We start from the raw sequence: 17535 nt of genomic DNA, 5'->3' as shown, positions 1-17535 counted from the left end.
GCGTCCAACGGGAACGTCCTCAGGGAGATGAGGAAGATGCGCAAGAACATCGTCGTCGTGGGCGCGGGGTACACGGGCATGATGTGCGCCGTCCGGATCGCTCACCGCACCCGCCGCGACAGGGACGTCACGGTCACGCTGGTCAACCCGTCCGACCGGTTCGTGGAGCGGCTGCGCACCCACCAGACCGCCGCCGGCCAGGACCTCGCCGTCCACCGGATCCCGGACCTGCTGGACGGCTCGGGCGTCGTGTTCCGGCAGGGCCGCGTCACCGCCGTCGACGCCGAGAAGCGCCGCATCACCCTTGATGACCAGGGCGTTCTCAAGTACGACACGATCGTGTTCGCGCTCGGCAGCCGCACCGACACGTCCATCGTCCCGGGCGCGGACGAGTACGCGTTCACCCTGGACGAGCCGCAGCGGCTGGCCGCGCGGCTGGCCGAGCCCGGCGTCGCGACCGTCGCCGTCTGCGGAGGCGGACTGACCGGTGTCGAGGCCGCCGCCGAGATCGCCGAGAGCCACCCGGAACTCAAGGTCACGCTGGTCAGTCGGGGCGAGCCCGCCGCGATGACGGGCGACCGGGCGCGCGCCTACCTGGCGAAGGCGTTCGAGCGGCTCGGGGTCTCCGTCCGGAGTGGTGAGGCCGTCGGGAAGGTCCTGGTGGACGGGATCGAGCTCACCGACGGCACAGTCGTCCAGTCGGACGTGACCCTGTGGACAACCGGCGTGCGCGTGCCCGCCATAGCCGCCGCCGCAGGAATCGCCACTGACAAGAGCGGACGCGTGGTCGTGGACGCGGAACTGCGCTCCGTCTCGCATCCGGACGTGTTCGCCATCGGCGACGCCGCCGCCGTCAAGCAGAAGTGGGGCGACATCCACGGGACGTGCCAGAGCGGGATCCCGACCGGTACGCATGCCGCCGACAACATCGTCCGGCTGTTGCATGGGCGCCCCCCGAAGCCGTTCCGGTTCGGATACTTCCACCAGCCGCTCAGCCTCGGACGGCGCGACGGGCTCATCCAGTTCACGCGCGCGGACGACACGCCGCGCCGCGCCATGCTCACCGGGCGCGCGGCCGTCCTCTACAAGGAGACCGTCAGCGGAAGCCCCATCAAGTTCTTCCGGCTGAGCAGGCGCTTCAATGTCTACCCCTACCTCTCCAAGGGTGGCCGGACCACCCGCTGACGGAAGGGCGACCGGCCCGATGACCCTCCAGAAACCGGCGGACGACCCGTTCACCGAGCATCGGCGGCTGCTGTTCGGCACCGCGTACCAGCTGCTGGGCGGCGTCGCCGACGCCGAGGACGTCCTCCAGGACGCGTGGCTCGCCTGGAACAAGGCGGACCGGTCCGGCGTCGCGAACCCCCGCGCCTACCTGGTGCGGACGGTCACCAACCTCGCCCTCAACCGGCTGACCTCCGCGCGCGCGACGCGCGAGTCCTACGTCGGGCCGTGGCTTCCCGAACCGCTGCTGACCGCGCCCGACCGGGCCGCCGAGGAGACCGAGTTGGCCGACACCGTCTCGACGGCGATGCTCGTCGTCCTGGAAACGCTGTCCCCGGTCGAGCGCGCGGTGTTCGTGCTGCGCGAGGTGTTCGGGTTCTCGCACGCCGAGATCGCCGGTTTCGTCGACCGGCCCGAGGCGTCCGTCCGGCAGGTCGCGCACCGCGCCCGTGAGCACGTGCTGGCCCGCCGTCCCCGCTACGACGACGACCCGGAGCGCCGCCGCGCGCTCACCGAGCGGTTCATGGAGGCGGCGTCCGGCGGCGACATCAACGCGGTCATGGAACTGCTCGCACCGGACGTGACCTGCTGGTCGGACGGCGGCGGCAAGATCACCGCGGCGCGCCGTCCGCTGCACGGGCCGGACCACGTCGCGCGCTGGCTGCTCGGCACGCTCACCAAGCCGGTCACCGCGGGCGTCACGCTGGAGGCGGCGACGGTCAACGGCGAGCTGGCCGTGCTCGCGGTGATCGGCGGACAGCCGATCGGCGTCGTCACCTTCGACCTGCTCGACGACCGCATCCAGAACCTCCGCTTCCAGGTCAACCCGGACAAGCTCTCCGGCCTCCGCCGCGACCGACACGACCCCACGGGGTGACCGGCCGACGCTCCGACGCCCCGCGGGGGACCGGCCGACGCCCCGACGGGCTGACCCTCTGACCCGCTGACCCGTTGACCAGCGACGATCGGGCGGATCGGCCCGCTGAGCATAGACGGTCAGGCAGGCTGACCTGCTGACCCGCGACGGTCAGGCGGGCCGACCCGATGGCCAGCGGAGATCGGGCGGGCGGCCCGCTGAGCCGGGGCGATCGGACGGGCTGATCCGCTGAGCTGTGACGGTTGGGCGGAGCGGCCTGTGGTCGCCGGTCGATCGCGACGTCGTTGGTGGGTCTGTGCCGAGGAGGCTCGGACAGTCAGGCGCGCAGGGGCGTGGCGACCGGGGGAGCCCGGTCCGAATCGGGCGTGGCGGCGTGGTCGAGCTTGTGCGGCCGGTTCGGTGGGCGGACCTGGTCGAGCACGCGCGGGAGGATGGGGGGATGGGGAACGTGATCATCCTGGCGGGGCCGCCCGGGGCGGGGAAGACGACCGTGGCCGGGTTGCTCGCCGAACGGTTCGAGCGCAGCGTCCACCTGCGCACCGACGACTTCTGGGCGTACATCAAGCGCGGGCTGGTCATGCCGTATCTGCCCGAGTCGCAGGCGCAGAACGAGACCGTGATGAACGTCGTGGCGGGCGCGGCCTTCGGTTACGCGGCGGGCGGGTACACGGTGGTCTGCGACGGCGTCATGGGCCCGTGGTTCCTGGACAGGTTCACCGCGCACGGAACGCCGTTCCATTACGTGATCCTGCGTCCGGACCTCGAGACCGCCGTCGCGCGCGCAACCGCGCGGGACCCGGACCGGCACCTCACCGATCCGGGCCCCGTCCGCGACATGCACGCCCAGTTCACCGCGCTGGACGGCCACTACGACAAGTACGTCCTCGACTCGTCAGGGCTCAGCGCGGACCAGACCGCGGACGCCGTGTTCGCCGCGGTCCAGGACGGCGGCCACCTCTTCAAGCAGCCCCGCTGAGCAGCGACTCCTCGACCTTCGGGTCCAGGCCCACCGGCGGGCGGTCGGGGCGCTGCGGCGCCTCCCCGCCGACGCTCCGCAGCCAGGCCCAGGTGTCGGCGACGGTCTCCTCGACGGGACGGCAGGTCAGGCCCTCGCCAAGTGCCTTGTCCACGTTCGTCCGGTGCAGGAACTCGTACAACTCGCCCGGCGGAACCCAGATCGGAAGGTCCTGCCACGGCTGGACGCCCGCCGCGAGGATCGGGTCCGGGTCGGCCCAGCGCAGCCGCGCGTCCGAGCCGGTCACCCGGACGCACGTCTCCAGCAGCTCGCGCATCGTCGTGTGCCCGATCCGGCTGGTCACGTTGAACGCGCCGCCGACCTGCCGGGCCGCCGCGTCGAGCGCCCAGCCTGCCAGGTCCCGTGCGTCGATGAGCTGCAGCTTCAGCTCGGACGGCCCGGGGGCGAGCACCTCGCCGCCCCGGGCGATCCGGTTCAGCCACCACGGCAGCCGCCCGATGTTCTCGTACGGGCCGACGATCAACCCCGCGCGCGCGAGCAGTGCCCGGTCGCCGAACGCGCGGACCGCCGCCAGCTCGCCGCCGGCCTTGACCCGCGCGTAGTCCTGAGCCCGGTCGTGGTACTGGTCGTCGTCCGGCGATCCCTCGACCACCGGCGCGTTCTCGTCCGCGCCGACCGCGACCGGGTAGTCGTAGACCGACCGGCTCGACACGTACACATAGGACGCGGCACGCGGGGCCAGCAGCTCCGCCGCGTCCCGCACGGCCGCCGGCGCCCACGACCAGGTGTCGAGGACGACGTCCCATTCACCCTTCTTCAACGCGTCCAGGCCGTCCGGCGTGGTGCGGTCCCCGCGCAGCATCTCCACCCCGTCGGACGCGCCGTGCGTCCCCCGGTTGAAGACCGTGACGTCCCAGCCCCGGGCGACGCCCTCCTCGACGACCGCCCGTCCTACGAATTCCGTCCCGCCAAGAACCAAAAGCCTCATGCCTCCGTGCTATCACCCGCACGTCAGGTCGGTTCAAGGGCTTCCGCTGTGCGCATGACCGCTCAGAGCGAACAACCGACGCCCGACGAACCGTCAACACCCGGACGAATCGTCGAGCCGCCGAAGCGGAAGGCGGATGCTCGCGACGTTCCGCCCGTCCTGGAAGGAATCCCTCGCCCGGCGTGTGGCGGGCGTCCTAGGATCAGCCCGTATCCGCCCGGTGGGGAGAAGCGATGACCGCAGAATGGGTGCCGACCGGAGTCGACACCAGCGTGCCGAGTCCCGCGCGCATCTACGACTACTTCCTCGGCGGCAAGGACAACTACGCCGTCGACCGCACCGCCGCCGAGGCGTTCCTGCGCGCCGCGCCCCAGACGCTCTCCGCCTGCCGGCACAACCGGGCCTTCCTCAGCCGCGCCGTGACGCATCTCGTCCAGAACGCCGGAATCGACCAGTTCATCGACATCGGCACCGGCCTCCCCACGCAGCAGAACGTGCACGAGGTCGCCCAGCAGCACAATCCGGACGCGCGCGTCGTCTACATCGACAACGACCCGATCGTGGCCGTCCACGCGCGCGCCCTCCTCGCCCGGACCAACGGCGTCGCGCTCGTCCAGGCCGACCTGCACGAGCCCGAGGGCATCCTGACGCACCCCGACGTGACGGCGCTGATCGACTTCGACCGGCCCGTCGCCGTCCTGCTCCTCGCCGTGCTGCACTTCTTCCCGGACGCCGACGACCCGCACGGGATCGTCGCCCGCCTCATGTCGGCCACCGCCCCGGGCAGCCACCTGGTCATCTCCCACGGCACGTCCGACCCGGACCCGGACGTCGCCCGCGAGGCCGAGCAGGTCTACGACCGGCATGCCGCCGCGTCCCTGCACACCCGCACCGCCGCCGAGGTCGCCCGCTTCTTCACCGGTACCGATCTCCTCGATCCCGGCCTCGTCTACACCGCCGACTGGCGGCCGTCCCCCGACGCGCCGCCCGCGTCGCCGAGCGAAGCGGGCATGTACGGCGCGATAGCCCGCAAGCCCTAGCCCTCGAGTTCACAAACGCTGGCTCTCTGACCTTCGGACTGTGGCTCTCGAGAACAGATCCTGAGGTCTCAGCGTTCCGGGACGATGGTGCCGAGCCAGAGGACGTCGCGGGCGCGGGTCATGGCGACGAAGGTCTGGCGGCGGGTGAGGGCGGCGCGTTCGTCGGCCGTCGGGTCGCCGCCGGGTGTGGTGGGACGGGCGTTGAAGGCGGGCAGGTAGACGTTCTTGAACTCCAGGCCCTTCGCGCGGAGGTAGGTGCCGATCTTCAGGGCGTCCGCCGGACGGCCGTCGTAGTTGTCGAGGCGGAGGACGGGCAGGCCCGCGCGCGTCAGGAGCCGGTGGTAGTGCTCGACGTCGTTGCGTGAGCGGCAGAGGACGGCGGTGCTCGCGAGCGCGTCCTCCTCCTCCGCGCGCGCGTTGAGCGCCTTGACCAGGTGTTCGTCGTGGTCGGACTCGGAACGCGCGGCGGCGTGGACGACGCGTCCGTCGTGGTAGGTCGTCTCGACCGTGCGGTGGCCGTTGGGGGTGGGGCCGTCCAGGTCGTCGAACGGGTCCTCGGAGACCAGGCGGAGGGCCTCGTCCAGGATCGGGGCGGCGTTGCGGTAGTTGACGCGCAGGACGGCCCCGCGTCCCTTGATCCCGACGCCCGCCTCGCCCAGCCGGAACCCGCCCGGATAGACGGCCTGCTGGCCGTCGCCGATCAGGAGGAGGCCGTTGGGGCCGTCGCCCGCCAGGGCGTGCAGGAGGCGGACGCCGGTGAGGGTGAGGTCCTGCACCTCGTCCACGATCACGGCGGCGTAGGACGGTGTGGCCGGGCGTTCGCGCAGCTCGTCCAGGGCCATGAGCAGGACGTCGTTGAAGTCGTGGACGTCGCGGCGGCGCAGGAGCAGCTCGTACTCCTCGTACAGGAGCCAGACCGCCTCGCGGTGCGCGGGCTGGAGCGGGGTGCGGCGGCCGTAGCGGCTGACCGTCCGGTACTCCTCGAGCGTGGTGAGGCCGCGTCCCTTGATGACGTGGTGGATCTCCTGCTCCCAGTAGTGCGGGAGCGGGTCGACCTCGGTCAGGGCGCTGCCGCGTCCGGCCTGGAGCCAGGCGCGGGAGAAGGCGTCATCGGCCTGACGGCGGTCGAGGTTGACGCGGATCCCGCGGCCCGTGAGGAGGCGTTGAGCCCATCCGTGCAGGCTGGTGAACTCGACCCGGTCGGCCAGGTGCCCGGCCATCCGCTGGAACAGCCGCCCCTGGACGCGCGGCAGGTTGTTCACATACGTGACGTACATGATCGGACCGGTCGTGCGCGTCGCGATGTGCGCGGCGCGGTGCAGCCCCACGACCGTTTTCCCGGTTCCGGCCGGACCGCTGATCCGCGCCGGACCGCTCCAGTCGCGACGCGCGATCGCCACCTGGTCGGGGTGCAGGAACGTCATCCACTGCTCGATCGGCCCGTGCAGGACGGACTCCAGCGCCGCCTTCTCGACCTCCTCGACGTCGAACAGCGACTCCGCCTCGCCCGGATCGGCGCTCGGACGTTCCGGAAGCGCGCTCGTCTCGTATGCCGGGAACCCCTCCCCCAGGTACGCCGCGACCGCCTTCACCATCGGCGCGTTCAGCCGTTTCGGCGCGGCGAGCAGCACGTTGAGGACGTCCTCGCGCCCGACGAGCCGGACGCGGCCGAGCGACTCGTCCAGCCGGTGCCCCGCGAAGACCATCAGCGGCTGGACGGCGACCGGCGACATGCCGAGCGCCGCCGTCCGCTCCTCGACCGCCCGCGCCATCGCCAGCATCTTGGCGACCTCGCCGTCGCGCTCGCGGCCGCCCGCGCTGAGCCGCCCGTTCCCGACGGACGGCGCGTCCCGCCAGTTCTTGACGTCGACGACGAACACCCCGCCGCGTCCGACGAGGATCATGTCGACGTTCGCCGACGCCGTCCCGGGCCAGCGCCGGTCCACCAGCAGCCGCCACCCGTCCGCGGTCAGCGTCAGCAACGTGGCCGCGACCCGCCGCTCCGCCTCCGCCGCGGCCTCCCAGCGCCGTGCCTGCTCCCACGCCTCCCGCGACCGCCGGGCCAGCTCGAGCGCCTCCTCGCGCGCCCGCCGTCCCCGTGCCCCCGCCGACCCGCCAGCCACCACCGCGCACCCCTCGACCACCGTCAGAAAGTCACGACCGTCCACACATAGCAACTCTCACCACTCGGCAACACCCCGCATCCAGGAAATCTCCCTGCCGCGGGAGCTGAGGGCACTAGCGCTTCTGGCGGTAAAGGCCCCGGTGATACCGGATGTACTCAGGGCTGACCTTGTGCCGCGGGTGATCTATGAGTTCACCGACAGGAGCACCCGTGGTCTCGTCGATGACGGTCAGGTCGTCCTCGATGGTGAAGATTCCGAGGTCGAGTTGCACTCTGTGCGTGGGACAGAGGCACAGGACATTCTCTGGGACGTCCGGTCCATGGTGCGGCGGCGAAAGGCTCTTCAAATGCGTGGTCGGGGTGATTTGCAGGCCGTCCGGAGACTGCAGGACGACCCCGCACAGCTGGCACTCGTAGCTGTGCATTCTGCACACGGACGCTGCCACGCGACGGTCTCGGTAGACGTCGAGAGAAACAGGAGCCCAACGCGAAAGGTCGTAACCGGCACGAGCCTCGGGAGATCCCGTGGGGGCGACCGGGGGGGCTTGGTCGTTGGACTTCTCCAGGCGGAACTGAAGAACGCGGAACCCGTCCCGTCCTGGCTTCGCCCAGTAACTCTCCACCGTGTACAGGCCGTCATAGCTGAATCCGATGGGCGGAGAGTACTCAGGATCGCCCGCGGCACCCCGGATCACCCGGACGGGATAACGGCTGGTGATGCTGGCGATGAGCGCCGCATTACCGCTGTCGGCCGGACGCTGATCGGCGACCTGTCGACCGGTGTTGGGATCGCGTCCGCCGTGCCCGGTGTAGATGATGACGTCACCATGGTCTTCATCGTCGACGTAGCCGCCGGAGACCACGATGGACTCGGCACCACCCTTGTGTTTGCTGCCACAGATACCGGCCTGAAGCGCGCGATGCACATAGGCGTCACTGAGTTCACGCCGAGACTGATACAGCTGGCCCGGCTTGACCCCAGGCACCTCGCCATACTCGGACGGCGAGTTAGCGGACCGGCTCGCAACCGCGCGGTTCTTCAGCAGAGGGATACTTCCCGCAGCGTTACGGTCCTGATTCCAGGGGTGAGGCAGCCCCTTCGCATGAAGCTCGCCGTACACACGGTTGAAGATCGCATCAAGGGTCAGGTACTCGTCCCCGTTGGGGATTCCTTCGCGAATGACGGTGATGAGTTCGCTGGTGAACGCGGTGAACTCTTCGCCCTCCGGAGCCATGGCGGTCCGGGTCGCCGGTGCGGAGGCCAGCACATAGGTGCCCTCGATCGGAGTCTGATCCGACGCGTCACTCGCCCCCATCGTGTTGATGGCGGCACCGCTGTAACAACAGTCCAGAATCACCACCCGATAGCGTGCGCGGGCCCGTTTGACGGTCAACCGCAACTGTTCGTACGCAACGGTGCCGTACCCGTGGGTCGCCGGATCCCTTTCCGTGGACGGCAGGGCGAGCAGCAGATTCCCTTGGTGATCGCGGATGCCGTGACCGGCAACGTAGACCAGGAGGACATCGGTTGCCTCGCGCCCGGCCTCGGTCACCGGGTGGACCATCTCTCTGGGGTCCCGCGGGTCCATGACCACCTGGCAGTCCTGCGGTGTCAGCCCCCAGACCTCGGGACGGCTGAGTTCCTCCTGCAGGGCGATCAGGTTCGCAGAAACGCCCGGAAGCGACCCGTAGTGCTCATACTGAGCGGTTCCGATCAGGACGGCCCGAGACGCTTGCGGATCGGGCTGAGTCACGAGCTGGCGCCATCCTGCTGGTCAAGCGCCTCCAGGACCTCCTCCAGAGAGCGTCCCGAAACGGCGATCCGGGTGTCTCCTCGCTGGATGACGACATCCGTGGCCTCGGAGCCGCGCGCCTTGCTCTTGCGGTGGTTGTCCAGCCACGCGGCGATCGCTACGACGAGCGAACTTGCCGAAACAGCGTCGGTAAAGACCACCTGGAGGGTGTCCAGGCCACCACCCATCTCACCCGGCAAGGGAGGGGCGGCCAGCCGGCTCAGCCGAGCGGTTCCGCGGAGTTCCGGCTCGTCCCGCAGCCAGCCCTCCAAGGAGTGCAGCTCAAGTTCATCCTCAGCGCCTTCGATGTGGATGAGTAGCTCCACAAGATCCCCCAATTCCCCTGGATTCGGGATGATTGCAGACTCTCCCGCCCGAGGGAAGGGTCGCGTGAAACGCCTGCTGGCGGACGTCTCTGAGCTGGGGGTTCCGTGGACGTCCAGGCAGTCAGCGTAGACCGAGGCTCGCGTTCCGGACGGCTCTATCAGGGCCAGATAACTCTGTCTCGTGCGCCATGAAGACCCCTGATGAACCCGTGAGTTTTCGCAGGTAAGAGCGAATTATCCGGCCGTCCTCCGGGCTGGCGGGTCCGCGAAGCGGACGGATTTCGGTCATGCATCCGGGAGGCGGGGCGCCGCTTGGCTATGTCGCACAAGTGGTGATGGTCGTCGAAGAAGAACTGGCGGGTAGCGGGCGGGGCCCGCCACGGGGCCAGCCTCGTGATGAGCGAACGGTGACGGCGGGCCAGGCGTGGGCGGGCTGTGGGCAGCGAAGCCGGTCGAGGTGGACAGAGGGAGGGACGATCACGGTCGGGTTACGCTTCGTGACTGTTGGGGGCGTTCGTGGGGGTGCGCCGGAATGGCTCGGGTTAGGCTGACCCCGCTTCTCGATCCGTTCCATCGAGGAATTCCGGGGGTGCGGTGACGCGTCCGAACGACCCGCCCGAACCACGCCACGCTCCGGCCGGACGGCCGGCCTCCTTCGCTCCGGAGGAACGCGAGGCCGAGGAGCGCCTGCGTTCCTCGCGATGGCTCACCCGGAGCTGGTTTCTTCGGGACGCTCCGGAACTATCGACCCGGAAGTGGCGTCTCACAACGGATGACTCTGCGAGACGGACGGGGCCGATGAAGAACGTCCTGGTGTGGCTGTCCGGTGCCGATCCCGACATCCTGCGGCGGGCGACGACCGACCGCGCGAAATACATCGGGATCGGCGGCGCGGTGCTCACGACGGCGTCGCTCGCGTCGGTCTCGATGTTCTTCGCGCTGCGCATGGCGGTCGGCGCGTCGGTGTGGGCGGCCGTGCCGCTCTCGATGCTGTGGTTCCTGGTCATCCTGAACCTGGACCGCTGGCTCGTGGTGTCCCTGACGCGCAGCCAGGGCAAGGTGCTGACCGTCCTGCTGGCGCTGCCGCGGGTCGCGATGGCGCTGCTGTTCGGAGTGATCATCTCGACGCCGCTGGTGCTCCAGATCTTCAACGACGAGGTCGCGGTCGCCGTGGACAAGATCCACGACGAGGACTCCCGGAAGTTCCAGCAGAACCTCGACAACGGCCCGGACTCGCAGCGGATCCGCGTGCTGGAGCAGCAGGAGGCGCAGCTGCTGAGGCAGCGCACCGGCGACGGCCTCGCCAATCCCGAGGACGACGCGGAGATCAAGCAGCTGCGGGCGCAGCTCCCGGCGCTGCAGAAGGAGTTCAACGACTACGACGACAAGGCCGCCTGCGAACTGACCGGCGACCGCTGCAAGGGCACCAGCGGACGGAGCGGCGACGGGCCGCGCTACCAGAAGTTCGTCCGGCGGCGTGACCAGGCGAAAACGCAGATCGACCAGATCAACAAGCGGATCAGCACGAAGTCGGGCGCGCTGAACCAGGCCGCGGCGAAGAACAAGGACGTGCTCGTCGCCCAGGCGCAGCAGAAACTCCCCGGCGTGCAGAGCGAGCTGAAGACGCTGCGCGGCCGGCAGCAGTCCGACCGCGCGGCGTTCGAGAAGAACAACAAGAACAACACCGGGTTGCTCATCCGCCTGAAGGGCCTGGACAGGGCGTCCGAGGGCGAGAGCCAGCTCCAGTCGGCGCGGCTCCTGCTGTTCCTGTTCATCACCGTCCTGGAGTGCCTGCCGATCATCGTCAAGGTGCTGTCGCTGTTCGGCCCGCCCGGCGCGTACGACGAGGCGGTGGAGAAGGTCCGCTCCCGCGACCGGCTGCTGCTGGACGACCAGGTCCGCAAGCAGGAGGGCGTCGGGCTGCGGGAGAACTCCGGGCAGACCGACTTCGCCCGGCGGCTCCAGGAGCGGCGGAACGAGCTGGTCGAGACGTCCGTGGCGGAGATCATCGAGGTGGAGCGGCGGTTGCAGCGGCTCGAACTGGAGCGCTGGGAGCGTGAGCAGCTCCGGCGCTTCTCCGCCGAGTCCAACGGGGCCGGGGCTGGGGCCGGGACGGCTGGGGCTGGGGCCGGGACGGCTGGGGCTGGGCATGGGCATGTGGGGAACGGTCACGTTCCTCCGACGGCTCCTCCCGGCGGGTTGAGCCGGTCCAGGCCGCCGATGCCCAACGGTGCTGGTGGGCCCGCGTTTCCGCCGGCAGGCCCTCCGGTGATCAGGACGGGCACGCAGCCGCCTCCGGCGTGGGGGCAGGACGGGCCGAACGGTGCCGGTGGTCCGACGGGTGACCGGGTTCGTCCCCGTGGGGAGACGCGGCACTACCCGTCCCCGATGGCCGAGCCCGCTCGGCGCGGCATTCTCGGGGGGCTGACGCGTTGGCTGAACCGGCGGGACGGGCGGTGACCCGGATCCGCCAGTCGGGGGAGGCGTCCGGTGGATCCTGACGCGCCACTTCCGTTGGAAGCCGACAAGCTTTTGGAAGAGAACGTTCCGCCGGAGATCGAGGTGCCGTTGCCCTGCCCGGTGTGCGGACTGGTGCCGGACGAGTTCGCGCGTTCCGCGTGCGCGGAGTGCGCCTGGACGCCGTCTGACGACGACGTCCACGGGAGGAAACTCAGCGAGGCGCGGCTTCGTTATGACCTACGTGCGGCGGCGCGCGTGGGTGAGGAGGCGCGGCCGTTCGTGCGCGGCGGCGTCCCTGATGACGGGCAGTGGACGCGCGCGTGCGAAGAGGCCGGGCGGGAGCGGACGCGGCTCCTCGATGAGTCAAGGGCGGCGGCGTCGGCGACGTCTGGCGTCGGCGGGTGGACGCTGCAGTTCGGGCGTCCCGATCTCAACCGCGATCCGTCCACGTGGACGACGCAGTGGGCGTTCGACGAGCTCGTCCGGTACGACGCGCATTCGCCGGTGCTGATCGACGTCGGCGCGGACGGCGTGTCCGTGATGGTCGTCCGTCCGGACGCCGTGGACGGCCCGAGCGACCCGTGGTCGCGCGAGGATCACGCCTGGGAGCGTCTGGTCGGCTCGCATCTCGCGTCCGGAGCGGCCGAGAGGACGTTCCAGCTCGCGGGCGGTCTGCACGATGTCGACCGCGCGCGGCTCACCGAGGCGCTCGACCTCGGGCTCGCGCGGATCGCCGAGCGGCTGCCCGCCGGCGTCACGACCGTCCTGGTCGACTCCGCTCCGGGCTGGGCCGTGCCGGGCTTGACGGTCTCCCGGCTGGAGCTGCTGCGACCGGACGCGCGGGTCGTCCGGATCGGGCGGCCCGCCGTGGACGAGCTGGCCGACGCGGTCGCCCGGCTGCCACTGCGTGCGCCGTACTGGCTGGTCGGGGCGCAGTTCGACGGGCCGTCCGCGCAGCCTGTCCTGGTTCCGCTGTTCCCTGCGGGGAGCACGTCCGGGCAGGAGGCCGTCGTGCGGGTCGCGCGCGGCCCCGGCGGCGCGGACAACGACGTCGTGCTCGCGGTCGTCGCCGCGCCCGAGTTCCCCGCGATGCTGTACGACCCGCGTCCGGTGTCGGTGCTGGCGACCCGGCTGCCGCGCGGTGTGCTGTCGCTGCGCGCCACGCTCGACGGGCCCGGACGCGTCCGCTGGCCGGATCTCCCGGACGTCCGTCCCGATCCGCGTCCGCTCGACCAGCTGTACGCGCACACGCGCGCGTGCCCGGCACCGGCCGCCGCCGTGGACGTGCTGTGCGCGATCGAGCTGGGCGGCCCGCCGGTCCCGGCCGCCGCCCGCCGCGACCTGCTCACCGGAACGCTCGAACTGGTCTCGGCCGACCTGGGGGAGCGCGCCGGAGTGTCGGTGCGCGGCTACCGCGAGCACTCGTTCGAGCTGGGGGAGGAGCGCGACGCCGTCGTCGAGGGCGTGTGGGACGCCGATCCCGACCGCGCCCTGGACGCGTTCGCCGCCCTGGAGCGGCGGATGCAGCCGTACCAGTCCGACGCGGCGCCGCTGGAGGACGCGCTCGCCGAGATCGTCGAGTTCCTGGAGCGGCAGCGGGACGCGCGCGGCTGGCTGAACGAGATGCACCATCCGCCGTACCGGGTCCTGGTCGTGCTGGCGGGCCGTCCGCCGCATCCGCGCGGCCAGGGCCAGGACCCGCTGCGCGAGCTCGCCCAGCCGTGCCCGCGCAAGGACGACTGGCGTGCCGCGGCCGACGCCCTGCACCGGTTCGGCGTGCGGCTGGTCACCGTCCTCGACGGCTCGACCGACCCCGACCGCGAGTACTGGACGGCCCTGGGCGCGCACCGGCGGCTCACCCTGGAGGGCCTGACGCCGCGCGCGCTGGCGGACGCGATGGGGCTCGTCCCGCCGGGCGGCGCGAGCGTCCCGTTCCCGCTGATGGCCCCCGTCCCCGTGGAAGGTGACCCCGCATGACCGAACCCACGACTCCCGCGCCGGAGGCGGCGCCCGGGCCGGAGGCGGGGGAGGCGACACCGCCGCCGGACGCGCCCGCCCCGTCCCCTCCCGTGGAGGAGGTTCGTCCCGGTAAGACCAGCATCGGCATCTGGGGCGCGCCGCAGAGCGGCAAGACGACCTTCCTCGCCGCGCTGCGCATCGCGATGAGCCTGGGCGATCCGGGCTGGCGGCTGGACGGCGCGAACGACGGCTCGACCGCGTTCCTGGCGTCCAGCACCGACCAGCTCAGCGAGCAGCGGGTGTTCCCGCACGCGACGAACTCGTCGGAGAAGCTGTCCTGGCGGCTGCACGGAACGCGGCAGGTCAGGGAGCGGACGAAGTGGTACCGGCCGAACGCGAAGCGGGACGTCCCGATCCGCGTGCACCTTGACTTCGTCGACCCGCCGGGACGGTTGTTCGACAGCCGGGCCGGGGCCGCCGAGGCCGCCTCGTCCGGCGGCTCGGGGTCCGGTTCGTCCGGTGGGCCCCGGTTCGCCACGAGCGCGTCCGGAGGGTCATCGGGCGGGCCGCGGTTCGCGACCGGCGCGCCCGAGCCGTCCCGGCGTGGCGAGGGCGGCGGCCGTGACCGGCGCGAGCTGGTCGAGCACCTCGCCGCGTGCGGCGGGCTCATCCTGCTGCTCGACCCGACCCGCGAGCGCGAGGCCCGCGACTCCTACCAGTTCTTCAACCGGACGATCCTGGAGATCAGCCAGCGCGCGCCGGAGAGCCGGGGCGACCACTACCTGCCGCACCACCTGGCCGTCTGCATCACCAAGTACGACCACCTGTGGGTGCGCGACATCGCGCGGCGCGGCGGCTACGAGTCGGTGACCGACCCCGACTTCCTGTTCCCGGCCGTCCACGCCGAGGTCGCCGAGCGGTTCTTCGAGGAGCTCTGCCGCGCGGACGGCATCGGTAACATCGACGCCATCCGCCGCGAGATCAGACAGCACTTCTCCCCCGACCGCACCCGCTACTTCGTGACGTCCGCCGTGGGCTTCTACATCGACCCGCGGACCGGGAAGTTCGACGACGAGAACTACAGCAACCTCGTCCGCCGCACCCACACGGACGGCTCGACCTCGATGCACCTGCGCGGCAAGGTCCGCCCGATCAACGTGATGGAGCCGATCATGTGGCTGGTGGACCGGCTGGCCCAGGCCCCGTCCGGCGATACCGGCGGGCCGCGGAGCGGGCTGGGCGGGAGCGCCGGATGACGACGGCCCGTCTCTCGGCCGGCTGGGCCGTGCGCGGCAAGACCCCCGGCAGCTACGACGACTACGGGATCCTCGGCACCGGCGGGGGCTTCTTCAACGCGGACGACTTCACCACGATCCTCGACCAGTACACGCTGGGGAACCCGCCGGCGGAGCGCACCGGCGCGGAGGCGCTGCCCTGGATCAGCCTCACCGAGGTCCTCGACGACCGCGGCAGCTACCTGGGCGTCGCCATCCACGACTGGACGGACGGCACCGACGCGGCGGGCCGTCCGATCGTCCGGACGCGTTACGGCTGTTTTCCGTACGAGCAGTTCGTCCACGCGCCGGTTTCCTATGCGAGCCTCGTGCGCGCAGTATCCGGGCTCGGCCCGGACGGCTTCGCACCGGCCGCGCTAGACGTCCCGGCCTATGCGCCCGAAGACATCGCCCGGGACATCGAGGATCACGACTGGCTCGGACGTGCCGCAGTGGCAGCGGCGTTGCTCCTTGAAGGTCCTGTCACCATCACTGGGGCGGACGGCCTGGACCACACCGTCCGGCTTCGTTTCCTCGACGCGGTGGCCGCACTGCTCCCCTATGGCTGGCGTCCTGGGCTGACCGCTGCGACCTGGCTGCGTGGGGACAACTCCAACATCCGCCTGACGTTCGCGTACCACTCACGTCCGGGCAGTTTCGAACTCGACTGGCGCGTCTCGGAGCCGCAGACTCCCACGGACGCGGCCCTCGCCTACGCGTACGCGCACGAGCTGCGCCGCTCGATCGAGCATCGCAGCCTGCTGGAGGTGCTGCACCACCTCTCCTCCAGGTCCGAGTACTTGGTGAACGCGGAACCGAGCCGGGCCTACAACATCCTGGTCGATCTGGACCGTCCTGCCCTTGTCCTCGAGCGCGTGCGGAAGAACGAGTGCGAGGTGTCCGAGGTGGCTGCTCTGCTGGAGAGCGGTCGCTACAAGGAACTCCCCCGCAGGTCCGACCATGAGCTTCTCCTAGCGGCTTTGATCCGCCTTGGTGGGGGACTGGACGCGGTTCAGAACGTCTGGCAAGAGCTGGGCGTGAGCGTTCCGAGTGAACCGTGGCGTGCCCTCACCAATGAGGTCTTGCGGCGCGTCCGGAACGCACCGGCCGAGGATGCGAATCCTTACGTCCGCCTAGCGGATGCGCTCGGTCACACGGACAAGCTGCTGGCCGACGTGGTCGGGACGTCCCGCGATCCGCGACTGGGCCTCGCCCCGGTGCAGACCACGGCCAAGCTCATAGAGCGCTGGACGGACCCGCGCACGGCGGATCGTCCTGCGATGCTTCGCGCCCTGCGCGGCCAATCCACCCTCATCTGCGCGCTGGTCGCCGACCTGGACCAGGCGGGCGTCCACGACGAGGACGCCTGGCTCGATCTCCTCGCCGGAGTCGCACCGCACGACCTGCTGTACCCCTTCCACGCGCTGCGCACCCCCGACACGACCGTGTCGCTGTCCGAGATCGCCGCGTTCGCCCGGCACGGCGCGGACTGCGTGGCGCTGCTCGTCTCCTCGGCGGCCCGCCGCGAACGGCTCGACCGGCTCGCCGCCGTCCTGATCCGCTGGCTGACCGGCCTGCCCTCGTCCGAGCGCAGGAGCTGGCTGGACCGGCTGGGCGACGTCCGCCCGACCCGTGGCGCGGACGCCGCCGTCCTCGACCTCCTGCGGATGACCGCCGACGAGGCGCCCGTCCACCTGGAGATCCCCGACCGGTACGCCTACGCCGCCACCTTCCGGACCCTCGTCGCGGACGAGTCGCTCCGCCGCTTCACCGTGACCGTCCAGCACGCGCTGCTCGAGCACCTCGCGGACCTCCAGTGGGCCCGCGATCCCGACCAGGTGGCGCTGGTCGTGGCCCTGGCCGGGGCCCTGTGCGCGGTCGACGGGCCGAACCGGGCCGCCGTCGTCGAAGCCGTGGTGCGCGGACGCGCCGTCAACCCCGGCATGGCCGACTGGCCCGCCTACCAGCGCTGGTGGGAGGACGCCGCCAAGCGCCACCCGAACGTCGCGGCCGACGAGTACCGGACCGTCCTGCACGCCCTCCCGGGCGACACGCCGTTCCGCGACGTGGGCCGCCTGATCGCCGAGGCGACCGCCACCGGCATGCGGCCCATGCCGATCCTGCGCGCCATCGACGGCTCCGCGTGGCCGCTCACCGGCCCCAACCTCCTGGCCGCCGCGCTCGAGGCCCGGATGATCGCCGTCCACCTCTACGGCCACTCGTTCAAGGACGCCGACGATGCCGCCCACCTGCTGGTCAAGACCGCGCACGACGCCGCCGCGAACCTCGGCCGTGAACTCCGCGAGGCCGTCGGCGCCCGCCTGCCCAGCGAACTCGACTTCCAACTGGACCTCGTCGAGACGACCTCCACGGCCCCGTCGGACGAACTCGACCTCACCGAGAAGACCCGCCAGACCCTGGAGGAAACCGAGGCCCGTATCCGCTCCTACCAGGGACGACGCGGAATCCTGGGCCGCCGCAAGAACGGCTGAC

General features: G+C 71.0%; 12 protein-coding genes. 8 read left to right on the top strand and 4 right to left on the bottom strand.

Annotation, left to right across the window (positions count from 1 at the left end; all coding sequences use genetic code 11):
- Window positions 1-36 precede the first annotated feature (36 nt).
- The 3 genes from P696_RS0112035 (at window position 37) to P696_RS0112020 (ending at window position 3077) form a co-directional block, all read left to right on the top strand.
- Window positions 37-1185, top strand: a complete 1149-nt coding sequence (locus P696_RS0112035; RefSeq protein WP_211245711.1) for an NAD(P)/FAD-dependent oxidoreductase — start codon at window positions 37-39, stop codon at window positions 1183-1185.
- 19 nt (window positions 1186-1204) lie between these two features.
- The gene (locus P696_RS0112030) at window positions 1205-2101 is read left to right on the top strand and encodes an RNA polymerase sigma-70 factor (protein WP_026412536.1); all 897 of its coding nucleotides are present in this window, start codon (window positions 1205-1207) and stop codon (window positions 2099-2101) included.
- Window positions 2102-2540: 439 nt separating this feature from the next.
- Entirely contained in the window at window positions 2541-3077 is a 537-nt protein-coding gene (locus P696_RS0112020; RefSeq protein WP_034484520.1) for an AAA family ATPase, read from the top strand.
- Here the strand turns inward: P696_RS0112020 and P696_RS0112015 are convergent.
- Complete coding sequence (locus P696_RS0112015; protein WP_026412534.1) at window positions 3061-4065, bottom strand: NAD-dependent epimerase/dehydratase family protein; 1005 nt, start codon at window positions 4063-4065, stop codon at window positions 3061-3063. The genes P696_RS0112020 and P696_RS0112015 overlap by 17 nt on opposite strands.
- A gap of 233 nt (window positions 4066-4298) precedes the next feature.
- Between P696_RS0112015 and P696_RS0112010 the strand changes: the two genes are divergently transcribed.
- The gene (locus P696_RS0112010; protein WP_026412533.1) at window positions 4299-5105 is read left to right on the top strand and encodes an SAM-dependent methyltransferase; all 807 of its coding nucleotides are present in this window, start codon (window positions 4299-4301) and stop codon (window positions 5103-5105) included.
- 68 nt (window positions 5106-5173) lie between these two features.
- Here the strand turns inward: P696_RS0112010 and P696_RS0112005 are convergent, their stop codons facing one another.
- From P696_RS0112005 to P696_RS44930, 3 genes are all read right to left on the bottom strand, one after another.
- Window positions 5174-7273, bottom strand: a complete 2100-nt coding sequence (locus P696_RS0112005) for a nuclease-related domain-containing DEAD/DEAH box helicase (protein WP_245627627.1) — start codon at window positions 7271-7273, stop codon at window positions 5174-5176.
- A 70-nt stretch (window positions 7274-7343) separates the two neighbouring features.
- The gene (locus P696_RS54265; protein ID WP_051467410.1) at window positions 7344-8984 is read right to left on the bottom strand and encodes a caspase, EACC1-associated type; all 1641 of its coding nucleotides are present in this window, start codon (window positions 8982-8984) and stop codon (window positions 7344-7346) included.
- Window positions 8981-9349, bottom strand: a complete 369-nt coding sequence (locus P696_RS44930; RefSeq protein WP_157429648.1) for an effector-associated constant component EACC1 — start codon at window positions 9347-9349, stop codon at window positions 8981-8983. Before P696_RS44930 ends, P696_RS54265 begins: the two co-directional genes overlap by 4 nt.
- Window positions 9350-10147: 798 nt before the next feature.
- Between P696_RS44930 and P696_RS0111990 the strand changes: the two genes are divergently transcribed.
- Genes P696_RS0111990 through P696_RS0111975 form a run of 4 tightly spaced genes read left to right on the top strand, consistent with a single transcriptional unit; the run spans window position 10148 to window position 17534 of the window.
- Window positions 10148-11809 (top strand): DUF4407 domain-containing protein, encoded by a 1662-nt coding sequence (locus P696_RS0111990; protein WP_026412530.1) that lies wholly within the window; start codon window positions 10148-10150, stop codon window positions 11807-11809.
- A gap of 30 nt (window positions 11810-11839) precedes the next feature.
- Window positions 11840-13786 (top strand): hypothetical protein, encoded by a 1947-nt coding sequence (locus P696_RS0111985; RefSeq protein WP_157429647.1) that lies wholly within the window; start codon window positions 11840-11842, stop codon window positions 13784-13786.
- The gene (locus P696_RS0111980; RefSeq protein ID WP_026412528.1) at window positions 13783-15024 is read left to right on the top strand and encodes a hypothetical protein; all 1242 of its coding nucleotides are present in this window, start codon (window positions 13783-13785) and stop codon (window positions 15022-15024) included. Before P696_RS0111985 ends, P696_RS0111980 begins: the two co-directional genes overlap by 4 nt.
- Window positions 15021-17534 carry a hypothetical protein gene (locus tag P696_RS0111975; protein ID WP_026412527.1) on the top strand — a complete coding sequence of 838 codons (2514 nt, stop codon included), beginning with the start codon at window positions 15021-15023 and terminating at the stop codon, window positions 17532-17534. The genes P696_RS0111980 and P696_RS0111975 overlap by 4 nt, the downstream gene beginning before the upstream one ends.
- Window position 17535: the final 1 nt, after the last annotated feature.

The sequence above is a fragment of the Actinomadura oligospora ATCC 43269 genome, from assembly GCF_000518265.1.
Classification (GTDB): domain Bacteria; phylum Actinomycetota; class Actinomycetes; order Streptosporangiales; family Streptosporangiaceae; genus Spirillospora; species Spirillospora oligospora.
The sequence above is the reverse complement of the archived record's forward strand: the minus strand, read 5'-3'. Positions and strand labels throughout refer to the sequence as shown.